Source organism: Nocardia sp. CA-107356 (genome assembly GCF_050946365.1).
Taxonomy (GTDB): domain Bacteria; phylum Actinomycetota; class Actinomycetes; order Mycobacteriales; family Mycobacteriaceae; genus Nocardia.
This window is the reverse complement of sequence record NZ_CP191992.1, coordinates 6,150,673-6,167,872: the sequence shown is the minus strand read 5'-3', so window position 1 is coordinate 6,167,872 and position 17,200 is coordinate 6,150,673. Positions and strand designations below refer to the sequence as shown.

14 protein-coding genes and 1 pseudogene are annotated in these 17,200 nt (G+C 66.8%); 4 read left to right on the top strand and 11 right to left on the bottom strand.

Features of this window, described 5'->3' with window-relative positions:
* Positions 1-155: 155 nt before the first annotated feature.
* Together ACQP1G_RS27970 and ACQP1G_RS27965 are read right to left on the bottom strand one after the other, a co-directional pair.
* Entirely contained in the window at positions 156-2,381 is a 2,226-nt protein-coding gene (locus ACQP1G_RS27970; RefSeq protein WP_433192540.1) for a thiamine pyrophosphate-dependent enzyme, read from the bottom strand.
* Between the two features lie 177 nt (positions 2,382-2,558).
* Positions 2,559-2,912 carry a MerR family transcriptional regulator gene (locus ACQP1G_RS27965; RefSeq protein ID WP_433192539.1) on the bottom strand — a complete coding sequence of 118 codons (354 nt, stop codon included), beginning with the start codon at positions 2,910-2,912 and terminating at the stop codon, positions 2,559-2,561.
* A 67-nt stretch (positions 2,913-2,979) separates the two neighbouring features.
* On the opposite strand from ACQP1G_RS27965, the gene ACQP1G_RS27960 reads away from it, so the two are divergent.
* On the top strand, positions 2,980-3,750 hold the full coding sequence (locus ACQP1G_RS27960) for an amidohydrolase family protein (RefSeq protein ID WP_433192538.1): 771 nt from the start codon (positions 2,980-2,982) through the stop codon (positions 3,748-3,750).
* Positions 3,751-3,780: 30 nt separating this feature from the next.
* Here the strand turns inward: ACQP1G_RS27960 and pgl are convergent, their stop codons facing one another.
* From pgl to tkt, 5 genes and pseudogenes are all read right to left on the bottom strand, one after another.
* The gene (gene pgl, locus ACQP1G_RS27955; protein ID WP_433192537.1) at positions 3,781-4,530 is read right to left on the bottom strand and encodes a 6-phosphogluconolactonase; all 750 of its coding nucleotides are present in this window, start codon (positions 4,528-4,530) and stop codon (positions 3,781-3,783) included.
* Entirely contained in the window at positions 4,523-5,431 is a 909-nt protein-coding gene (opcA, locus tag ACQP1G_RS27950; protein ID WP_433192536.1) for a glucose-6-phosphate dehydrogenase assembly protein OpcA, read from the bottom strand. The genes pgl and opcA overlap by 8 nt, the downstream gene beginning before the upstream one ends.
* Complete coding sequence (gene zwf, locus ACQP1G_RS27945; protein ID WP_433192535.1) at positions 5,428-6,987, bottom strand: glucose-6-phosphate dehydrogenase; 1,560 nt, start codon at positions 6,985-6,987, stop codon at positions 5,428-5,430. Before zwf ends, opcA begins: the two co-directional genes overlap by 4 nt.
* 91 nt (positions 6,988-7,078) lie before the next feature.
* Positions 7,079-8,194, bottom strand: a pseudogene (tal, locus tag ACQP1G_RS27940) (transaldolase); the annotation flags it as partial.
* Positions 8,195-8,200: 6 nt separating this feature from the next.
* Positions 8,201-10,342, bottom strand: a complete 2,142-nt coding sequence (tkt, locus tag ACQP1G_RS27935) for a transketolase (RefSeq protein WP_433192534.1) — start codon at positions 10,340-10,342, stop codon at positions 8,201-8,203.
* A 386-nt stretch (positions 10,343-10,728) separates the two neighbouring features.
* Between tkt and ACQP1G_RS27930 the strand changes: the two genes are divergently transcribed.
* Complete coding sequence (locus ACQP1G_RS27930; RefSeq protein ID WP_433192533.1) at positions 10,729-11,718, top strand: heme o synthase; 990 nt, start codon at positions 10,729-10,731, stop codon at positions 11,716-11,718.
* Between the two features lie 105 nt (positions 11,719-11,823).
* Here the strand turns inward: ACQP1G_RS27930 and ACQP1G_RS27925 are convergent, their stop codons facing one another.
* The gene (locus ACQP1G_RS27925; protein ID WP_433192532.1) at positions 11,824-13,266 is read right to left on the bottom strand and encodes an FAD-dependent monooxygenase; all 1,443 of its coding nucleotides are present in this window, start codon (positions 13,264-13,266) and stop codon (positions 11,824-11,826) included.
* 74 nt (positions 13,267-13,340) lie between these two features.
* Complete coding sequence (locus tag ACQP1G_RS27920; RefSeq protein ID WP_433192531.1) at positions 13,341-14,327, bottom strand: zinc-binding dehydrogenase; 987 nt, start codon at positions 14,325-14,327, stop codon at positions 13,341-13,343.
* An 85-nt stretch (positions 14,328-14,412) separates the two neighbouring features.
* Here ACQP1G_RS27920 and ACQP1G_RS27915 point away from each other — a divergent pair, with 85 nt between their 5' ends.
* Positions 14,413-15,018, top strand: coding sequence for a TetR/AcrR family transcriptional regulator (locus ACQP1G_RS27915; RefSeq protein ID WP_433192530.1), 606 nt, complete (start codon positions 14,413-14,415; stop codon positions 15,016-15,018).
* 75 nt (positions 15,019-15,093) lie between these two features.
* Here ACQP1G_RS27915 and ACQP1G_RS27910 read toward each other — a convergent pair whose 3' ends face one another.
* Entirely contained in the window at positions 15,094-16,059 is a 966-nt protein-coding gene (locus ACQP1G_RS27910) for a quinone oxidoreductase family protein (protein WP_433192529.1), read from the bottom strand.
* 61 nt (positions 16,060-16,120) lie between these two features.
* On the opposite strand from ACQP1G_RS27910, the gene ACQP1G_RS27905 reads away from it, so the two are divergent.
* Positions 16,121-16,471, top strand: coding sequence for a hypothetical protein (locus ACQP1G_RS27905; protein WP_433192528.1), 351 nt, complete (start codon positions 16,121-16,123; stop codon positions 16,469-16,471).
* Between the two features lie 5 nt (positions 16,472-16,476).
* Here ACQP1G_RS27905 and ACQP1G_RS27900 read toward each other — a convergent pair whose 3' ends face one another.
* The gene (locus tag ACQP1G_RS27900; protein WP_433192527.1) at positions 16,477-17,151 is read right to left on the bottom strand and encodes a respiratory nitrate reductase subunit gamma; all 675 of its coding nucleotides are present in this window, start codon (positions 17,149-17,151) and stop codon (positions 16,477-16,479) included.
* Positions 17,152-17,200: the final 49 nt, after the last annotated feature.

Here is a 17,200-nt window from a genome sequence, read left to right as displayed (position 1 = left end):
TACGTTCCACTGTATTTCCCCGTGGGTGCCGCCGAATCCGATTCACCGCAAGTTGGGCTTCCGCGTGTCGGATCTCCTCGGCACATCGTGAGTCGATCGCAGCGGGCTACTTGCGCTGCGTCCACGCGGCGCCGAAGTGCAGGCTCGAGGTGGGGTCAGCGGTCGGTCAGGAGTTTGGTGGCGGCGGATTCGATGTGGGATTCGTTGAGCAGGACTGTTTCCGCGGCGGGGCCCAGGGGGATAAAGGTGTCTCGGCTGGTTACGCGGGTGATGGGACCGGTGAAGCCCGCGTCTATGAGGGCGGTGCAGACGGATTCGGAGATGCCGCCGGTGTGGCGGGTTTCGTCGGCGATCAGGACGCGGCCGGTGGCGCGGGCGTGGTGCAGGAGGTCGTCGAGGGGGAGGGGCGCCAGCCAGCGGAGGTCGAGGACGCGGGCGTCGATGCCTTGGGTCGAGAGGCGCTGTGCCACACGCAGACTCATGGCGACGCCGTTGGCGAAGGTGACGATGGTGAGGTCGCGGCCGTCGCCGTAGACGCGGGCCCGGCCGATGGCAATGTGGTTGGTGTCGGAAATAGGTGCGAGCCAGGCGTTATCGCCGGGGACGTGCAGGTCGCGGGTGTGGTACAGGGCGATGGGCTCGAGGTAGACGCAGACCCGGCCGTCGACACGGGCGGCGGAGACGCAGGTGCGGAGCATGGCGGCGGCGTCATCGGCGCGCGCGGGAGAGGCGATGATGAGACCCGGAATATCGCGCAGTGCCGCAATGGAATTGTCGTTGTGGAAGTGGCCGCCGAACCCCTTCTGGTAGGCATATCCGGCGACGCGTACGACCATCGGATTTCGGTATCGCCCCTGCGAAAAGTACGACAGTGTCGCGGCTTCCCCGCGCAGTTGGTCGGCGGCATTGTGCACATAGGCGAGATATTGGATCTCCGGAATCGGCACGAATCCGGCGAGCCCGGTCCCCAACGCCGTGCCGAGCACACTCTGTTCGTCGAGCAGCGTATCGAATACCCGCCGCGCCCCGAACTGCTTCTGCAGCCCCTTGGTGACGCCGTACACGCCGCCCTTGCGCCCGACATCCTCGCCGAACACCAGCACATCGGAGTCCCGCGCCAGCAGATCCGCAAGTGTCTGATTGACCGCCTGTGCGAAGGTCACCGCGTCGTTGGCCACTGCGTGTTCCACCGTGTCATGGGCGGACGGGTTGCTGACCGCGGTGTGGTGGGCGGACGGGTTGTCGACATCGGCGCGCACGAGGTCCGGATGTAACGGTGCCAACGGTTCCATGACGGCTGATGCGGATGTCAATTTCGGTTCGCGCCAGACCGATTCGGCCATGGTGGTGACCTGCGCGCCGATATCGTCGTAGCGTTCGAGGATTTCGGCTGGGGTGGCGATGCCGGAGGAGACCAGTAGGCGGGCGGTCGCGGTGACGGGGTCGCGGCGGAGGTCGGCGGCGATATCAGTGGGGCGGCGGTACGCGGATTCGACATCGGATCCGGCATGACCCATCAGGCGGACGGTGCGCAGGTGGAGGAAGGCGGGCCTGCGGTTTTCGCGAACCCAGTCGGCCGCCTCGGCGGCGGTCAGCGCGGCGTCGAGCAGATCGCAGCCGTCGGCGTCGAAGTACTGCAGGCCGACGCGTATTCCGTAGGCCTGTTCGATCCAATCGGGCGGGGTCGGGACGCTGATGCCGATTCCGTTGTCCTCGCAGACGAACAGCAGCGGCAGCGCAACCCCTTGGTGCGCAGTATGAATTGCGGCATTGATGGCCCCGGTGGCCGTGGAGTGATTGGCGGACGCATCACCGAAACTGCAGAGCACCACCGAATCCGACGGCCATTCGCAGGCGACGCCGAGCCGGGCCGCGCGTTCGATCGCGAAGGCGAGTCCGACGGCGCGCGGCAGATGGGAGGCGATGGTGGAGGTCTGCGGGATCACCGACGCCGGTTTGCTGCCGAAAACCTTATGCCGGCCGCCGGAGATCGGATCGGCGGCCGCGGCAACCACACCGAGCAGCACATCTCGGATCGGGTCGAGGCCCGGCACCTGACTGGCCCGGTGCACGAAGAACGCCCCGGAGCGATAGTGCAGCAACGCCGGATCGGTGGGACGCAGGGCCGCCGCCACTGCCGCATTGCCCTCGTGTCCGGAGGACCCGATGCTGTAGTAGCCGCGTTTCGCACTGCCCAACCGGCGCGCCGCGAGGTCGAGATGCCTACTCGTCGCCTGTGATTCGAACAGGTCCAGGCACTGGGTTCCGGTCAGCCCAGCACCCACCTCGAGCGGCTGCTCGACGGGACGGCTCGGACGCGGAGTCAGCGCCGATACCTCGGCCCGAAACCGCTCATCAAGGTCGACTCGCTGTTCGCTCACCGTGCGATCATCTCCGACGAACGCCGCTCCGGGTACCGCATTTCGATCGGATTTCTGAAAATATTTTGACTACTGCCGCAACCATGAGGAATTTCTCCGCGAACGCCCGGCTGCGAATCGGGGATTTATCGGCGATGGTCGATGCAGCTGGTCAAGCGAGGGGAGTGTCCGGAGGCCTCAGCGCATCCGCTCCGTCTCCATGATCGTGCGGCGCAGCACATCGCGGGCAGCATCCAATTCGGCCGCCCGACGATCCAACTCCGCCAGACGCTCCTGTAGCGCGGGCAGCACCCCTGGGCAAGCGCGGACCGCACCGCCGTTGCCGGTACAAGGCAGCACCTGCCCGATCATCCGGGTCGAGAGCCCCGCGGCGAGCAACGCGCGAATCCGCACGACCTGCTCCTCGGCGTCGGCGTCGTATTCGCGATACCCGTTATGGCGGCGTTCGGCGGAGAGCAATCCGACGCGCTCGTAATACCGCAGCAGCCGTTCGCTGGTTCGTGTACGGCTGGCCAGCTCACCGATCAGCACGACTTGACCTTCTCATGGTGTCAGGGATCAACACTGAGCGCCGCAACTCGATTCCTGAGGAGAACCGTTGATCATCGACGCACACAGCCACGTGCACGACCCGCTCACCGATCACATTGCGCTACTCGACGAGGCGGGCGTGGACAAGACCGTGCTCTTCATGACCAGACCGCATCCCGAACGCGCCCGAAATCTCACCGAACTACGCCAGGAGATGGACCGGTTGCGCCAAGCGCTCGCTGGCGGCGGAAGCCTCGGCCGGGAAAACGCCCAGCGCGAACTCGACGCGGCACTGACCGCGTACCCGGACCGCTTCATCGGCTTCGCCTCGGTACCTCTCGACGCAGCCGACGTCGAGGGCATCGTCGACCGCGATGTGGTCGGCCGCGGACTACGCGGCATCGGTGAGCTGACCCCGCCACCCGACCAGGCTGCCCTGATCGAGCCGGTACTTCGTGCCGCAACCGATCACCATGGACTCCCCGTCGTCGTCCACGGCGCCGCGCCAACCACCGCCGCCGACCTGCGCACCCTGACCGACCTGGCGCGACGCTACCCGCGCGTGCCCCTGGTGGTATCCCAACTCGGCGGAGCGCACTGGATGGACGCGATCGAACTGGTCCGCGACACTCCGAATATGTACCTCGAACTATCCACTGCCAGTATCGTTTTCGCGGTCCGCCTGGCCATCGCCGAAATTCCCGAGCGCACCCTCTTCGGCTCGGACGCCCCCTACGGCGACCCGGTCATCGCGCGCACCACTGCCGAACGCGCCACCAACTCGCGACAGGTCCGCGAACTCGTCCTCGGCGGAACAGCACAGCGGCTGCTCAACTAGCCTGTCGCATCGGCCACTGGGGTACTGCGCCTACGGCAGCGCGGCGGCGGCGTCCCGATCCAACAGCCACGTAGTGGATTCCGAGCCGGTAGCACCCGCAGCGGGGATTTCGACCGGATCGGCACCAGCGAGCACCGCGGCGACGGCTTCGGCCTTCGCCGCTCCGCCGACAACCAATACGACGTGCCGCGAATGCCGCACCGCGGGCAGCGTCAGCGTGACCCGCACCGGTGGTGGCTTCGGCGAATTCGACACCGCCACAACGAGTTCGTGCTGTTCGCGCACCGCATCGGTATGCGGGAACAGCGAATTCACATGCCCCTCGCCGCCCATACCGAGCAGATGCAGATCGAACGCACCGTGCTCGGCGAGATGCGCGTGCACCGCCGCCGAGTACTCCGCGGCAGCCTCGACCGGATCGGGATACTCGCCATCGGAGGTGGCGACCGGATGTACCCGAGACGGATCGACCGGCACATGATCGAGCAGCGCCTGCCGCGCCTGCAGATCATTGCGCTCCGAATCGCCCGCGGGCACGAATCGTTCGTCACCCCAGAACACGTCGAGCCGCGACCAGTCGATATCCCCTGGCGACTTGCGAACCAGCTCCAACAGTCCGACCCCGGTCCCGCCGCCGGTCAATACGACCGATGCGGATCCACGGGCGGCCTGCGCGGCCACCACGACCTCGACGAATCGCGTCGCCGCGGCGGCGACCAACGCCTCGGTATCCTCGTGCACCTCGACTGTATTCGCGGGGAAGTCTGCGCGCTCACTCATAGGTCACCTTCTCGATTCCGGCGAGCGCCTCGGCGTAGAATTCGTCGGCATCGAGCCGTCGCAGTTCTTCAGCGAGGCAGTCGCGAGTTTCCCGGCGCGCCAAGGCGATTCGCTGATCCGGATCGCCCGTGCGGGTGAGCGTCGCGGTCCGGCCGGTCTGCGGCCGTTCGATCGCGATCGACACCGTCGGGCGATGCACCTCCACCCGCAACGCACCGGAGCGGCGCCGCACCGGGCATCCGAGCCGGGCGGCCAACCATCCGGCGAGAATATCCAGCGCCGGTTCGTCGCGCAGTCCGGACACGATTACCGAATCCACCGGCTCGAACGGCGGTTCGTCCATGGCGGCCGCCAGCAGCGCCCGCCAGTAGGTGATGCGACTCCATGCCAGATCGGTATCCCCGGAGGCATAGGTGCCGAGCCGCTTCTTGATCGTCGCCTGCGGATCGGCCGCGAAGGTGGCATCGGTGATGCGTCGAGTCGCCAAGCGCCCCACCGAATCCTTGGACGGGAACTCCGGGGCCCCGCGCGGCCACCAGGCGACTACCGGGGTGTCCGGCAGCAGGAACGGGATGACGACGCTGCTCTCGTGGTTGATCAGTTCGCCTTGCAGCCGCAGCACTATCACCTCGGCCGCACCCGCATCGCCGCCGACGCGGATCTGGGCGTCCAGCCTGGTCTCGGCCGCACGATCCCCACGGGCCAAAACGACCACCCGACAGGGATGTTCGCGACTGGCGTCATTGGCCGCGTCGATGGCGTCCTCGGCCTCGGAGCTGTCCAGTGTGCATACGACCAGGGTCAGCACCCGGCCCATGGTGATCACGCCGTTGCTCTCGCGAAGGCGAACCAGCCGCTTGGTGACGTCGCCGGTGGTGGTTTCCGGCATATCGACGATCATGGCCGCCGCCATTCGCGCCCAGTGCGGGCGAGCATCTCCTCGGCCGAGGCCGGACCCCAGGTCCCCGCCTCGTACTGTTCGGGTTTACCTTCGGCGGCCCATTGCTCGAGCACCGGATCCAGGATGCGCCAGGACAATTCGACCTCCGCGTTCACCGGGAACAGTGACGGCACCCCGAGCAGCACATCGAGGATCAGGCGTTCGTAGGCCTCGGGGGAGGATTCGGTGAACGCCTCGCCGTAGCTGAAATCCATATTGACGTCGCGCACTTCCATGCTCGACTCTGGCACCTTCGAGCCGAACCGTGTGGTGATTCCCTCATCGGGCTGCACACGGATCACCAGGGCGTTCTGCCCGAGATCCTCGGTCATGGTCTGGTCGAACGGCAGATGCGGCGCGCGCTTGAACACCACGGCGATCTCGGTCACCCTGCGGCCCAAGCGCTTTCCGGTGCGCAGGTAGAACGGGACGCCCGCCCAGCGCCGGGTGTCGACCTCGAGGGTGATCGCCGCGTAGGTCTCGGTGCGCGACTGCGGGTCGAAGCCCTCCTCATCGAGCAGCCCGACCACATGCTCACTGCCCTGCCAGCCCTCCGCGTACTGGCCGCGGGCGGTCGTTTCATCAAGAGGTTCAACGAGTTTGGTCGCCGAGAGCACCTTGATCTTCTCGGTCTGCAGCTGTTTGGGCTCGAAGCTGATCGGCTCCTCCATCGCGGTCAGCGCGAGCAGCTGCAGCAGATGGTTCTGGATGACGTCGCGGGCTGCGCCGATGCCATCGTAATAGCCTGCGCGCCCGCCCAATCCGATGTCCTCGGCCATGGTGATCTGGACGTGGTCGACGTAGTTGGCGTTCCAGATCGGATCGTAGAGCTGGTTGGCGAAGCGCAGCGCCAGGATATTCTGCACCGTCTCCTTGCCGAGATAGTGATCGATCCGGAACACCGTCTCCTCCGGGAATACCCGGTTGACCAGAGCATTCAGCTCCTGGGCACTGTCCAGATCGTGCCCGAACGGCTTCTCGATCACCACCCGGCGCCACGGCTTGCGACCCTCGGCATCGGTCGTCGCCGGTTGCGCGAGTTTGTGTTCGGAGAGCTGATCGAGTACCACCGGGAACATATTCGGCGGAATCGACAGGTAGAAGGCGTGATTGCCGCCGGTGCCGCGCTCCTTGTCCAACTTCGCCAGGGTGTCGGCGAGTTTGGCGAAGGCGGCGTCGTCGTCGAAGGAGCCCCGCACGAAGCGAATGCCCTCGGCCAGATGGTCCCAGACCTCCTGACGGAAGGGCGTGCGCGCATGTGCCTTCACCGCGTCCAGCACGACCCTCGCGAAATCCTCGTCCGCGTAGTCCCGGCGGGCGAAGCCGACCAGTGCGAAGCCCGGGGGCAGCAGCCCCCGGTTCGCCAGGTCGTAGATGGCTGGCATCAGCTTCTTCCGGGACAGATCGCCGGTGACGCCGAAGATCACCATGCTGCACGGCCCCGCGATGCGGGGTACCCGTTTATCCCGCTCGTCGCGGAGCGGGTTCTTCCAGGTATTCGTCTGTGTGCCAGCCATCGGGTCAGTTTTCCCCGGACCCGGCAGGATCGGCAGGCCCGGAGGCGGTAGCTTGCGTGGCCACGGAGGGACCCGATCCTGCCGAATTGACAGCAGCGAGTTCGCCGGCCGTCGCGGTGAGCAGCTCCTCCCACGACTTCTCGAACTTCTCCACGCCCTCGCGTTCGAGCACGTCGAACACGTCGTCCAAGTCGATGCCGACGGCGGTGAGCTTGTCGAAGACCTCCTGCGCGGCCGCGCCGGTACCGCTGATGGTGTCGCCGCGGATCTCGCCGTGATCGGCGACGGCCTCGAGGGTCTTCTCCGGCAGGGTGTTCACCGTATTCGTCGCCACCAGCTCGGTGACATACATGGTGTCCGAGTATTCCGGATTCTTCACACCCGTCGAAGCCCACAGCGGCCGTTGCCGATTCGCGCCCGACGCGTTCAAGTGCGCGTAGGTCGAGGTATGCGCGCCACCGTCGAAGACGTCCTGGTACTCGGCGTAGGCCAGACGCGCGTTGGCGACGCCCGCCTGCCCGCGCAGGGCCAGCGCGTCCGGCGTGCCGATGGCCTCGAGCCGCTTATCGATTTCGGTGTCCACCCGGGAGACGAAGAACGAAGCGACCGAATGGATCTTGGCCAGATCGTGGCTGGCGCCCTTGGCGTTGCGCAGACCGTCCAGATACGCGCCCATCACCTGGCGGTAGCGCTTGACCGAGAAGATCAGTGTGACATTCACGCTGATGCCCTCCGAGATCACCCGGGTGATCGCGGGCAGGCCTGCCTCGGTGGCCGGAATCTTGATGAACAGGTTGGGCCGGTCCACCGTCTTCCACAGATCGATGGCCTGGGCGACGGTCCGGTCGGCGTCGAATGCCAGGCGCGGGTCGACCTCGATGGAGACCCGGCCGTCGACGCCATTGGAGGCCTCGTAGACCCCGGCCAGCACGTCGCAGGCCGCACGCACATCGTCGGTGGTGATGGTGCGGATCGCGGAATCCACGTCCGCGCCTTGGGCGGCAAGCTCTTTCACCTGTCCGTCATAGGCGTGGCCCTGACTCAGGGCGCCCTGGAAGATGGTCGGATTGGTGGTGACGCCGACGACGCTGCGGGTTTCGATGAGCTCGGCGAGGTTGCCGGATTGGATCCGGTCCCGCGACAGATCATCGAGCCACACCGATACTCCGGCGGCCGAGAGGGCGGCGAGATTTTCGTTCTGTGCCATGCGCTCTTATCCCTTCACGTTTTCCAGCGTGCGCTGCGCGGCAGCCACTACGGCTTCCGCGGTGATTCCGAACTCGCGGAACAGGGTCTTGAAATCGGCCGAGGCGCCGAAATGCTCGATCGACACGATCTCGCCCGCATCGCCGGTGAACCGGTACCACGGCATCGCGATACCGGCCTCGACGGCCACTCGGGCGGCGATCGCGGGGGGCAGCACCTCGTCCCGGTAAGCCTTGTCCTGTGCGTCGAACCACTCCACGCACGGCATCGAGACCACCCGGGTGCCGATGCCCTGCGCCTCCAGCGTAGTGCGGGCGGCCACGGCGAGCTGGAGCTCGGAACCGGTCGCGATCAGGATTACCTGCGGGATGCCGGTGGACGCCTCGGCCAGCACGTAGCCGCCCTTCTTGACACCCTCGTAGCTGGTGCCCTCGACGATCGGCAGATCCTGGCGGGTCAGCGCGAGCGCGGAAGGTCCGTCCTGGTGAGCGGGCTCGGAGACCGAGAAGTGCGAGGTGTGCTCGCTGCTGTCGCGCTCGAGGATGGTGCGCCAGGCGTAGGTGGTCTCATTGGCGTCGCCGGGGCGGACCACGTTCAGACCCGGGATGGCGCGCAGCGCGGCCAGATGCTCGATCGGCTGATGGGTGGGGCCGTCCTCGCCCAGGCCGATGGAGTCGTGGGTCCAGACGTAGATCGCGGGCACCCGCATCAGTGCAGCCAAGCGGACGGCCGGGCGCATGTAGTCGGAGAACACCAGGAAGGTGCCGCCATAGGGACGGGTCGGTCCGTGCAGCGCGATGCCGTTGAGGATTGCGCCCATGGCGTGCTCGCGCACACCGAAATGCAGGGTGCGGCCATAGGGGTTGGCCTTCCACATACCGGTCGAGATCGACTCCGGACCGAAGCTCGGCGCGTCGGGCATGGTGGTGTTGTTGGATTCGGCGAGGTCGGCCGAACCGCCCCACAGCTCGGGCAGCACCGGCGCGAGTGCGGCGAGCACCTTGCCGGAGGCCTTGCGGGTGGCCATACCCTTCGGATCCGCCTCGTAGGTTGGCAGATTCGCGGCCCAGCCCGCGGGCAGGTCACGCTTGACGAGCCGATCGAACAGCGCCTTGCGCTCCGGGTTGGTGGCAGCCCACGCGTCGAACTGCTGCTGCCAGGCCGCATGCGCCTGCTGTCCGCGCTCGACCACCTGGCGGGTGTGCGCGATGACATCGGCGTCGACCTGGAAGCTCTGCTCCGGGTCGAAGCCGAGGATCTTCTTGGTGGCGGCCACCTCGTCGGCGCCGAGTGCGGCGCCGTGCGCGGCGCCGGTGTTCATCTTGTTCGGGGCCGGGTAGCCGATGATGGTGCGCAGCACGATGATCGACGGCTTGCTGGTCTCCGCCTTGGCCGCGGCCAGCGCCGCCTCGATGGCGACGACATCCTCGCCGCCCTCGACCACCTGCACATGCCAGCCGTAGGCCGCGTAGCGCTCGGCGACATCCTCGGTGAAGGCGATGGTGGTGTCGTCTTCGATGGAGATCTTGTTGTCGTCGTAGATCACGACCAGGTTGCCCAGCTGCTGGGTGCCCGCGAGCGAGGACGCCTCGGAGGTGACGCCTTCCTCCATATCACCGTCGGAGGCGATCGCGTATATGAAGTGGTCGAACGGGCTGGCGCCGGGCGCGGCGTCCGGATCGAACAGACCGCGCTCGCGTCGCGCCGCCATCGCCATACCGACCGCGGAGGCCAGCCCCTGACCCAGCGGGCCGGTGGTGATCTCGACGCCGTCGGTGTGGCGGAATTCGGGGTGGCCCGGGGTGAGGGAGCCCCACTTGCGCAGATGCTGCAGATCGGCCAGCTCCAGACCGTAACCGGCCAGGTAGAGCTGGATGTACTGGGTCACGCTCGAGTGACCGCAGGACAATACGAAACGGTCCCGGCCGACCCAGCTCGGATCACTCGGGTCCAGGCGCATGGTGCGCTGGTAGAGCGTGTAGGCCAGCGGTGCGAGGCTCATCGCGGTGCCGGGGTGCCCGTTCCCGGCGTTCTGCACCGCGTCGGCGGCCAGAACCCGAACGGTGTCGACGGCCTTGGTGTCCAGATCCGTCCAGTCGTCCGGGTGGTTCGGCTGAGTAAGGGCGCGGATGTCGTCTGTGACTGACACGACCGGGGTTCTCCTGACATTGGTTTCGTCGACAGGTGGCGGGAGGGTGCACGCACGGCGGCGTGGATGCGATCCGGGTTTACCCCAACCACCCTAGATGTGCCCGGTGACCGGCATGTGAGGAACCCGGCTTAGTCCGGTTACGTGTCGTATTTCGTTTCCCGTCGCAGACCATGGGGTTATCCATTCGTGGCCGGGTACCGACCGGTCGTGGCGGTGATGTCGAATCGCTCCGGCACCGCAGCGGAGCAAGGGGCTATGGAAAGAACACTGGGGGGCTGGGTCTACCATCGTCTGTAGTAGTAGCCGCGCCGCACCAGCACGAGCAGGGAAGAGCGGGCTGCTGTTCCATGCCGGATGCGATGCACAGCGTGCGAGGAGAGACAGTGCGGATTGGGCAACAGCCGGGTGGCGATGGCGCACACGGCTCCTCCGCGACGGCGCTGGCCGACCGGTTGACCGGCGATGGCCTGCTGTCCCGACTACTGCGGCGACCGCTCGCCTATATCGCGCTGACCAAGCCGCGCGTCATCGAACTGTTGCTCGTCGCGACCATTCCGACGATGCTGCTGGCCGACCGCGGCCACGTCGATATCCGACTGATCCTGGCGACGCTGTTCGGTGGCTGGATGGGCGCCGCGAGCGCGAACACCCTCAACTGCGTCGCCGACGCCGATATCGACAAGGTGATGAAGCGGACCGCGAAACGGCCGCTGGCCAGGGATGCCGTGCCCACCTCGCACGCCTTCGTCTTCGGCGTGGTGCTCGGCATCGGCTCGTTCGCCTGGCTGTGGTGGCAGGCGAATCTGCTCAGCGGTGTGCTGGTCGTCGCGACCATCCTTTTCTATGTCTTCGTCTACACGCTCGGGCTCAAGCGCCGCACCTCCCAGAATGTGGTGTGGGGCGGTGCGGCCGGATGTATGCCCGCCCTCGTCGGCTGGTCGGCGGTGACCGGAACGATCGGCTGGCCCGCGGTCGCGCTGTTCGGCGTCATCTTCTTCTGGACACCGCCGCATACCTGGGCGCTGGCCATGCGCTACAAGGAGGACTACCGCGCGGCCGGGGTACCGATGCTGCCGGTGGTGGCCACCGAGCAGGCCGTCACCAAGCAGATCGTCATCTACACCTGGCTCACTGTGCTCACCACCCTCGCGCTGGCCCCCGCGACCGGCGTGGTCTACGCCGCCGTGGCGCTGGTGGCCGGAGCGTGGTTCCTGCTCATGGCGCACCAGTTGTATTCCGGTGTGCGGCGTGGTGAATCGGTGAAGCCACTGCGACTGTTCCTGCAGTCCAACAACTATCTTGCGGTGGTGTTCTGCGGACTCGCCGTGGATTCGGTGCTCGGGTGGGACACGATCGGCAGTTTCTTCAGCTGATCGCCGGACCGGTTCGCGCTGGAGCGAGTGCGTTGGCCATGACGCACGGGCAATCGTAGGGGTGTCATGGCCAAAACGCGGGTACGCGGTGTTGAATTTGTCGTATCAGCGGTGCGCGAGGTAGCCGTCGGGGCGGATTCGGATCACCGTGCCAGCTACCGCCTGATAGGCGTCGAACGCGTGGCCGTCGACGTCTACGACGTGGCGGCCGGCGGCCTTATCGCCCGGACGGATCACGGTGTACGACTCGACGCCCGGTTCTGCTGTCGGCGCGTTGCTGTCGCCGAAGGTGAGCAGCGTCGAATGCGGTCCACGAAACAGGTCGAAGAGGCGGATCGGCTGTCCGGCAACATCTTTCACCGGGGCGTCGGGAGCGCGATCGCCCGCGATGAGTGCGCCACGATCGGCGGGATCGCGGTAGCTGATATCCAACTGACGCGTCTCCTCGCCGCGTTGCAGCGCGTCCTCGGCGCCGTCGACCAGCTTGTCCAGCAGTTCGGTGCTGATGCCGAGTACCCGGGCGGCCACTGTCCTGCGCTCGGATTCGTAACTGTCCAGCAGTGATTCGTCCCCGGCGAGGGCGGCGGCGAGCTTCCAGCCGAGGTTGTAGGCGTCCTGGATGCCGGTGTTCATACCCTGGCCGCCGGTAGGAGGATGCACGTGTGCTGCGTCACCGGCAAGGAATACGCGTCCCGCCCGGAATCGCTGTGCCAGGCGGATATTCGGCCGCCACACCGTGGCCCAGGTGAGATCGCTGAGGACGATATCCGGATTCCCGGCGTACCGGTCGATGAGCTCCTGCAGCACCTCGAGCGAGGGTTCGACGTCCTCGCGCAGCGGTGCACCGAACTGGAACTGGCCGCCACCGGGCAACGGGGACAACGCGATTCCCTCCATGGGGCGGGCGGCCCCTGCGAACCAGTAGCCGTAGTCGTGGTCGAGCGCATCCGCGCTGACATCGCCGAGCAGCATCCGTATCGAATCGTCGGTATTGCCCTCGAACGGGATGCCGAGCGTCTTGCGGACCGTACTGCGGCCGCCGTCCGCGCCGACCAAATAGGCGACACGCACCGTCTCGGTGCCGCCGTCGTGCGCCAATTCAGCGGTGACGCCCGTGTCGTCCTGTTGGAAGGACACCAGCGCCGTGGCCAGTTCGACCCGCACGCCGAACTCCGCGAGCCGGTCTCGCAGGATCGCCTCGGTCCGTGACTGGCCGAGTACCCAGATATTCGGGTAGGGGACCGCGGGCGTTGGCTCGACCGGTTCGGCCGCGCGATGTTCGCCCGCGAATTCACCGCCGAAGTACGCCCGCATCACCGGTGCCGGTGCTCCGGCAGCGTGCACCGCGTCCAGCACGCCGAGGTCGTCGAAGACCTCGAGGGTGCGCGGCTGGATGCCATCGCCGCGCGAGCCGGCGAAGAATGCGGTGGCCTGGTCGATGATGCGCACCGGGATATTGCGGCGGGCCAGGTCGATGGCAAGGGCCAGACCGGTGGGGCCGGCACCCGTGATGAGTACTCGGGTGTGGTCGAGAGTGTGGTCGTGCACGATATCTCCGAACTGAATTGACGTGACGGGCTGCGGAATTGCGGCCCACCCGAACTGTCGATCGGTGTCGCGGACTAGTCCGGGACCACCACGACGCGAGTGGCGCCGAACCGTGCCCCCGCCCATGCGTCCTCGATCTTCGACAGCGGGAACTCCTGTACGGCGATGTCGACTCGGCCGTCGGCGATGAACTGCATGTATTCCGGAATCGCGGCCAGGATCGACTGCACCGACGCGGATCCGGCGCCACTGCCGGAGATGGTGATGTGTCGGCTGCGCAACAGTGCGGCCGGGACCGCCGCCTCCGCGCCCGCCATGGCGCCGATCTGGACGTAGGAGATATTCGCATCGTCCTCGGTCATGCCTTGGCGCCCCAGCGCCGCAAAAGCCGCTTCGGCCGGTGCGCCCCACACATAGTCGAGTACGAGACTCGGCGCCTCGGAGCCGATCGCCTCGGCCAGCACCGCCGCGGTGGCGTCCTTATCGTCCTGGAGGGTGACCGTGGTCGCGCCGTATCCGGCCGCGCGCTCGAGTGCCTGTGGATTGCGTCCCGCCGCGATCACCCGATTCGCACCGAGCAGAAGTGCGTTCTGCACGGCCAGCAGTCCCGCGGCCCCGGTGGCGCCCAGGATCAGCACGGTGCCCAGCGATTGCTCGCCATCCGCGGCGCGCAATGCGTCGCGCCGCTCACGCAGGGTCAGCCAGGAGGATAACCCGGGGTTGAGACCACCGGCGATCCGCGCCGGATCGGCCCCAGCCGGGAGCGGAATCCGCATCCGCGTCGGCACCGCCATGCGTTCGGCCAGTGTGCCGTAGGGGGCCTGCAGGAAGCCGGTGTAGACGAGCGCGCCGTCGGCGGTGCGGGCGACCGCGTCGATGCCGGGGATCAGGGGATAGGTGTCGGTGCTGCCGTAGTGCGTGCCCGCCGCCAGCGATCGCACGATCGGGTGAATTCCGGCCGCCACCAACTCGACGAGTTCCCGGCCTTCTGTTACCTGCGGCTCGTCGAAGTCGGCGTACACCGGAACGTCGCCGGTGCTGCGCAGGACTGCTGCCTTCATGATCTCCACCATTCTGAATTGAAATTCACTGAATCTGAATTCAGTATGGAGGTTGATAGGTTTTCGTGTCAAGGAGGTGGTGCGGGTGACGTCGAGTCGCCGGGAGAAGTCCGCAGAGACCGAACAGGCACTGAAGGACGCGGCGCGGCGGGTGTTCGCCGAACGCGGCTATTTGAACACCAAGATCACCGACATCACCGCCGCGGCAGGGCGTGCGGCCGGGTCGTTCTACAACCACTTCGCGAGCAAGGAGGAGTTACTCCAGGCCCTGCTCGACGATCTGGCGTCGGCCGGGGATGAGCGCGCGGAGCAGCCCGAGCACAATCCCGACTTCAGTGATCCAGCGGCGGTGCGCTACCACATCGCCGGGTACTGGACTTTCGCCCGGGAACATGCGGCCGTGCTGCGCGCGATGGGTCAGGCGGCGATTGTCAGTGCGGATTTCGCCCGCGTCCTCGGGCAGTTCGGCGTCGAGCAGCGCGCGGATATCGCCGACCATCTGGATGGCCTGGCCGACAAGGGATTACAGCTGCCGAGCAGTATCGACGCCAGCCTGGCGATGATGTTCCAGGTGGCTCACGGCATGGTGACAGCGGTCGAGGACGGGACCGTCGAGTTGACCGATGAGCAGGCGATCGAGGGACTGACGCGGTTCATCTACCGCGGGCTGACCGGACAGGACTACCGGTAGCGGCCCGGATCGGTCTGCCGGGCAGTGGATTCGAGACCCGACGGCCGCGCAGGTGCGCGACCGCCGGACACGCGGTCAGGGCAGCAGGACGATCGAGCCGGTGGTCTTGCGGCCCTCGAGATCGCGGTGCGCCTGTGCGGCCTCGGCCAGCCGATAGCTGGCGCCGATCCGAACATGCAGCGTGCCATTGGCGATCGCGGTGAGGATATCGGTTGCGCGCCAGAGTAATTCGGCACGATCGCGGGTGTAGTGCACAAGTGTCGGGCGGGTGACGAACAGCGAGCCCGCGGGGTTCAGGCGCTGCAGGTCGAATGGCGGCACCGGGCCGCTGGCTGCCCCGAAGAGTGCGAGCATGCCGCGGATGCGCAACGATGCGAGGCTGGCCTCGAAGGTGGCCGCGCCGACGCCGTCGTACACGGCGGCGACACCCACGCCATCGGTCAACGCGCGGACCTGCTCGGCGAGGTCGTCGCTGTAGCGCAGTACCTCGGTGGCGCCCGCCTCGCGAGACAGTTTTTCCTTCGCGTCCGAGGAGACGGTGGCGATCACCCGGACGCCGCGCGCCGCGGCGAGTTGGGTGAGCAACAGGCCGACGCCGCCCGCGCCGGCGTGCACGAGCACGGTTTCGCCGGGTTCGGGCTTGTAGATCGATTCGATGAGGTAATGCGCGGTCATACCCTGCAGCAGCGCCGAAGCGGCAACCGGCGCGTCGACACCATCGGGCACCTTGATCGCGACCGCGGCCGGTACCGCGACACGCTGGGCGTAGCTGCTGGGCGCCGCGGCCCAGGCCACCCGATCACCGACCGCGAATTCGGTCACATCCGCGCCGATCTCGGCCACCACACCTGTGCCCTCGGCACCCGGAACATAGGGGACCGACTGTGGGTAGCGGCCGGTGCGGATATAGGTATCGATGAAGTTGATGCCGATCGCCTCGGTGTCGACGAGCAGCTGACCCGGACCGATCTGCGGATCCGGCACTTCGACGTAGTTCAGGACTTCGGGACCGCCGTGCTCGGAAACCTGAATAGCGCGCATGAGATCCGTTCTACACCCACGCGGGGTGGACCCGAACGTACCGGCCAGTAAACTAACCGCCATGACTGCTGATGCCGCCTTGGCCCCAGAGAAGCTATCGGGTTCCCTCGTGGACTCGGTCAAGGGATTCGTCGCCGAGCACGGCGGTTCCGCCACCGCCGTCCTGCAGCCGATCGGCCGCCTCGGCGTGCGCGTCACGCTGGTCGGTTCCGACGGTATTCTCGGTGACCGCGTCGTCGCCGACTTGGAGACGGCCAAGGAGTTGGTGGCGACCGTCGACGGACTCACCGAGGCCGACGAATGGGATCGCGAGCTCACCTCGATCGTCACCCCGCGCGTCGGGCACTGGGCCAAGATGGCCGGTTGGGTCGCTCGCCAGACTCGTTTCCCCAAGGCGCGCAACGAGAACTGAGCCTTTCAGGGTCCCGTGATCGCACCGCCGAATCGGCGAGTCCGGCGCGGGGGCAGCCGCCGGATCAGCCGCACCACCGGTCCCGCGAAGATGCCCGCGAGCCGGGTGTAGGGCCAGATCCCGATGATCAGCAGCAGGATCAAGCCGCGCCCCTGGTGGATGAGCGGGGCGTGCACCATGGCCTCCGGATACGGATCGATCGTGAACAGCGAGCGGAACCAGGCGAAAAGTGTTTCGCCGGTTCGATATTCGCGTGCGGAGGCCGGATCGAATTCGAGGAGCACCCCGGACAGCAGCGCGGCCGCCAGGGCCGGGAAGGTGATGCGATCGAGCGGGGTGATCAGGGGGTGCGCCGGGCCGGAGATCAGGTCGGGTAGGAAAAGCAGCACCGCGCCGACCACCGCCGCCGCGACGCCGATGATCTGCACGATCATGATGACGACGTGGATCGCACCGGTCGGACGGGTGTGCGGTTGCGAGGCGATCATATTGGTGACGCGCGCGACGACGATGAGGCACACCCCGGACCGGAACGCTGTCCTCCCGAATCGCTGTTCGCGGTCCATCTCCGGGTCGCGGGTGTAACTGCGGAAGCCGTCGCGCCGGTAGCGCCACACATGACCGAGGATGAACGAGATAAACGCGCCGTAGGGCAGGGCGATCCATAACAGCGATGTCACGGCGAGTTCGCTTTCGGCTTGCCGACAATCAGACGTATCAGATTCGCAG

Bases quoted from the DNA above. Each gene is read 5' to 3' on its own strand.
- pgl (WP_433192537.1), bottom strand. From the start codon at position 4,530: ATGAGTGAGCGCGCAGACTTCCCCGCGAATACAGTCGAGGTGCACGAG.
- opcA (WP_433192536.1), bottom strand. From the start codon at position 5,431: ATGATCGTCGATATGCCGGAAACCACCACCGGCGACGTCACCAAGCGG.
- zwf (WP_433192535.1), bottom strand. From the start codon at position 6,987: ATGGCTGGCACACAGACGAATACCTGGAAGAACCCGCTCCGCGACGAG.
- ACQP1G_RS27920 (WP_433192531.1), bottom strand. From the start codon at position 14,327: ATGAAGGCAGCAGTCCTGCGCAGCACCGGCGACGTTCCGGTGTACGCC.
- ACQP1G_RS27910 (WP_433192529.1), bottom strand. From the start codon at position 16,059: ATGCGCGCTATTCAGGTTTCCGAGCACGGCGGTCCCGAAGTCCTGAAC.
- ACQP1G_RS27905 (WP_433192528.1), top strand. From the start codon at position 16,121: ATGACTGCTGATGCCGCCTTGGCCCCAGAGAAGCTATCGGGTTCCCTC.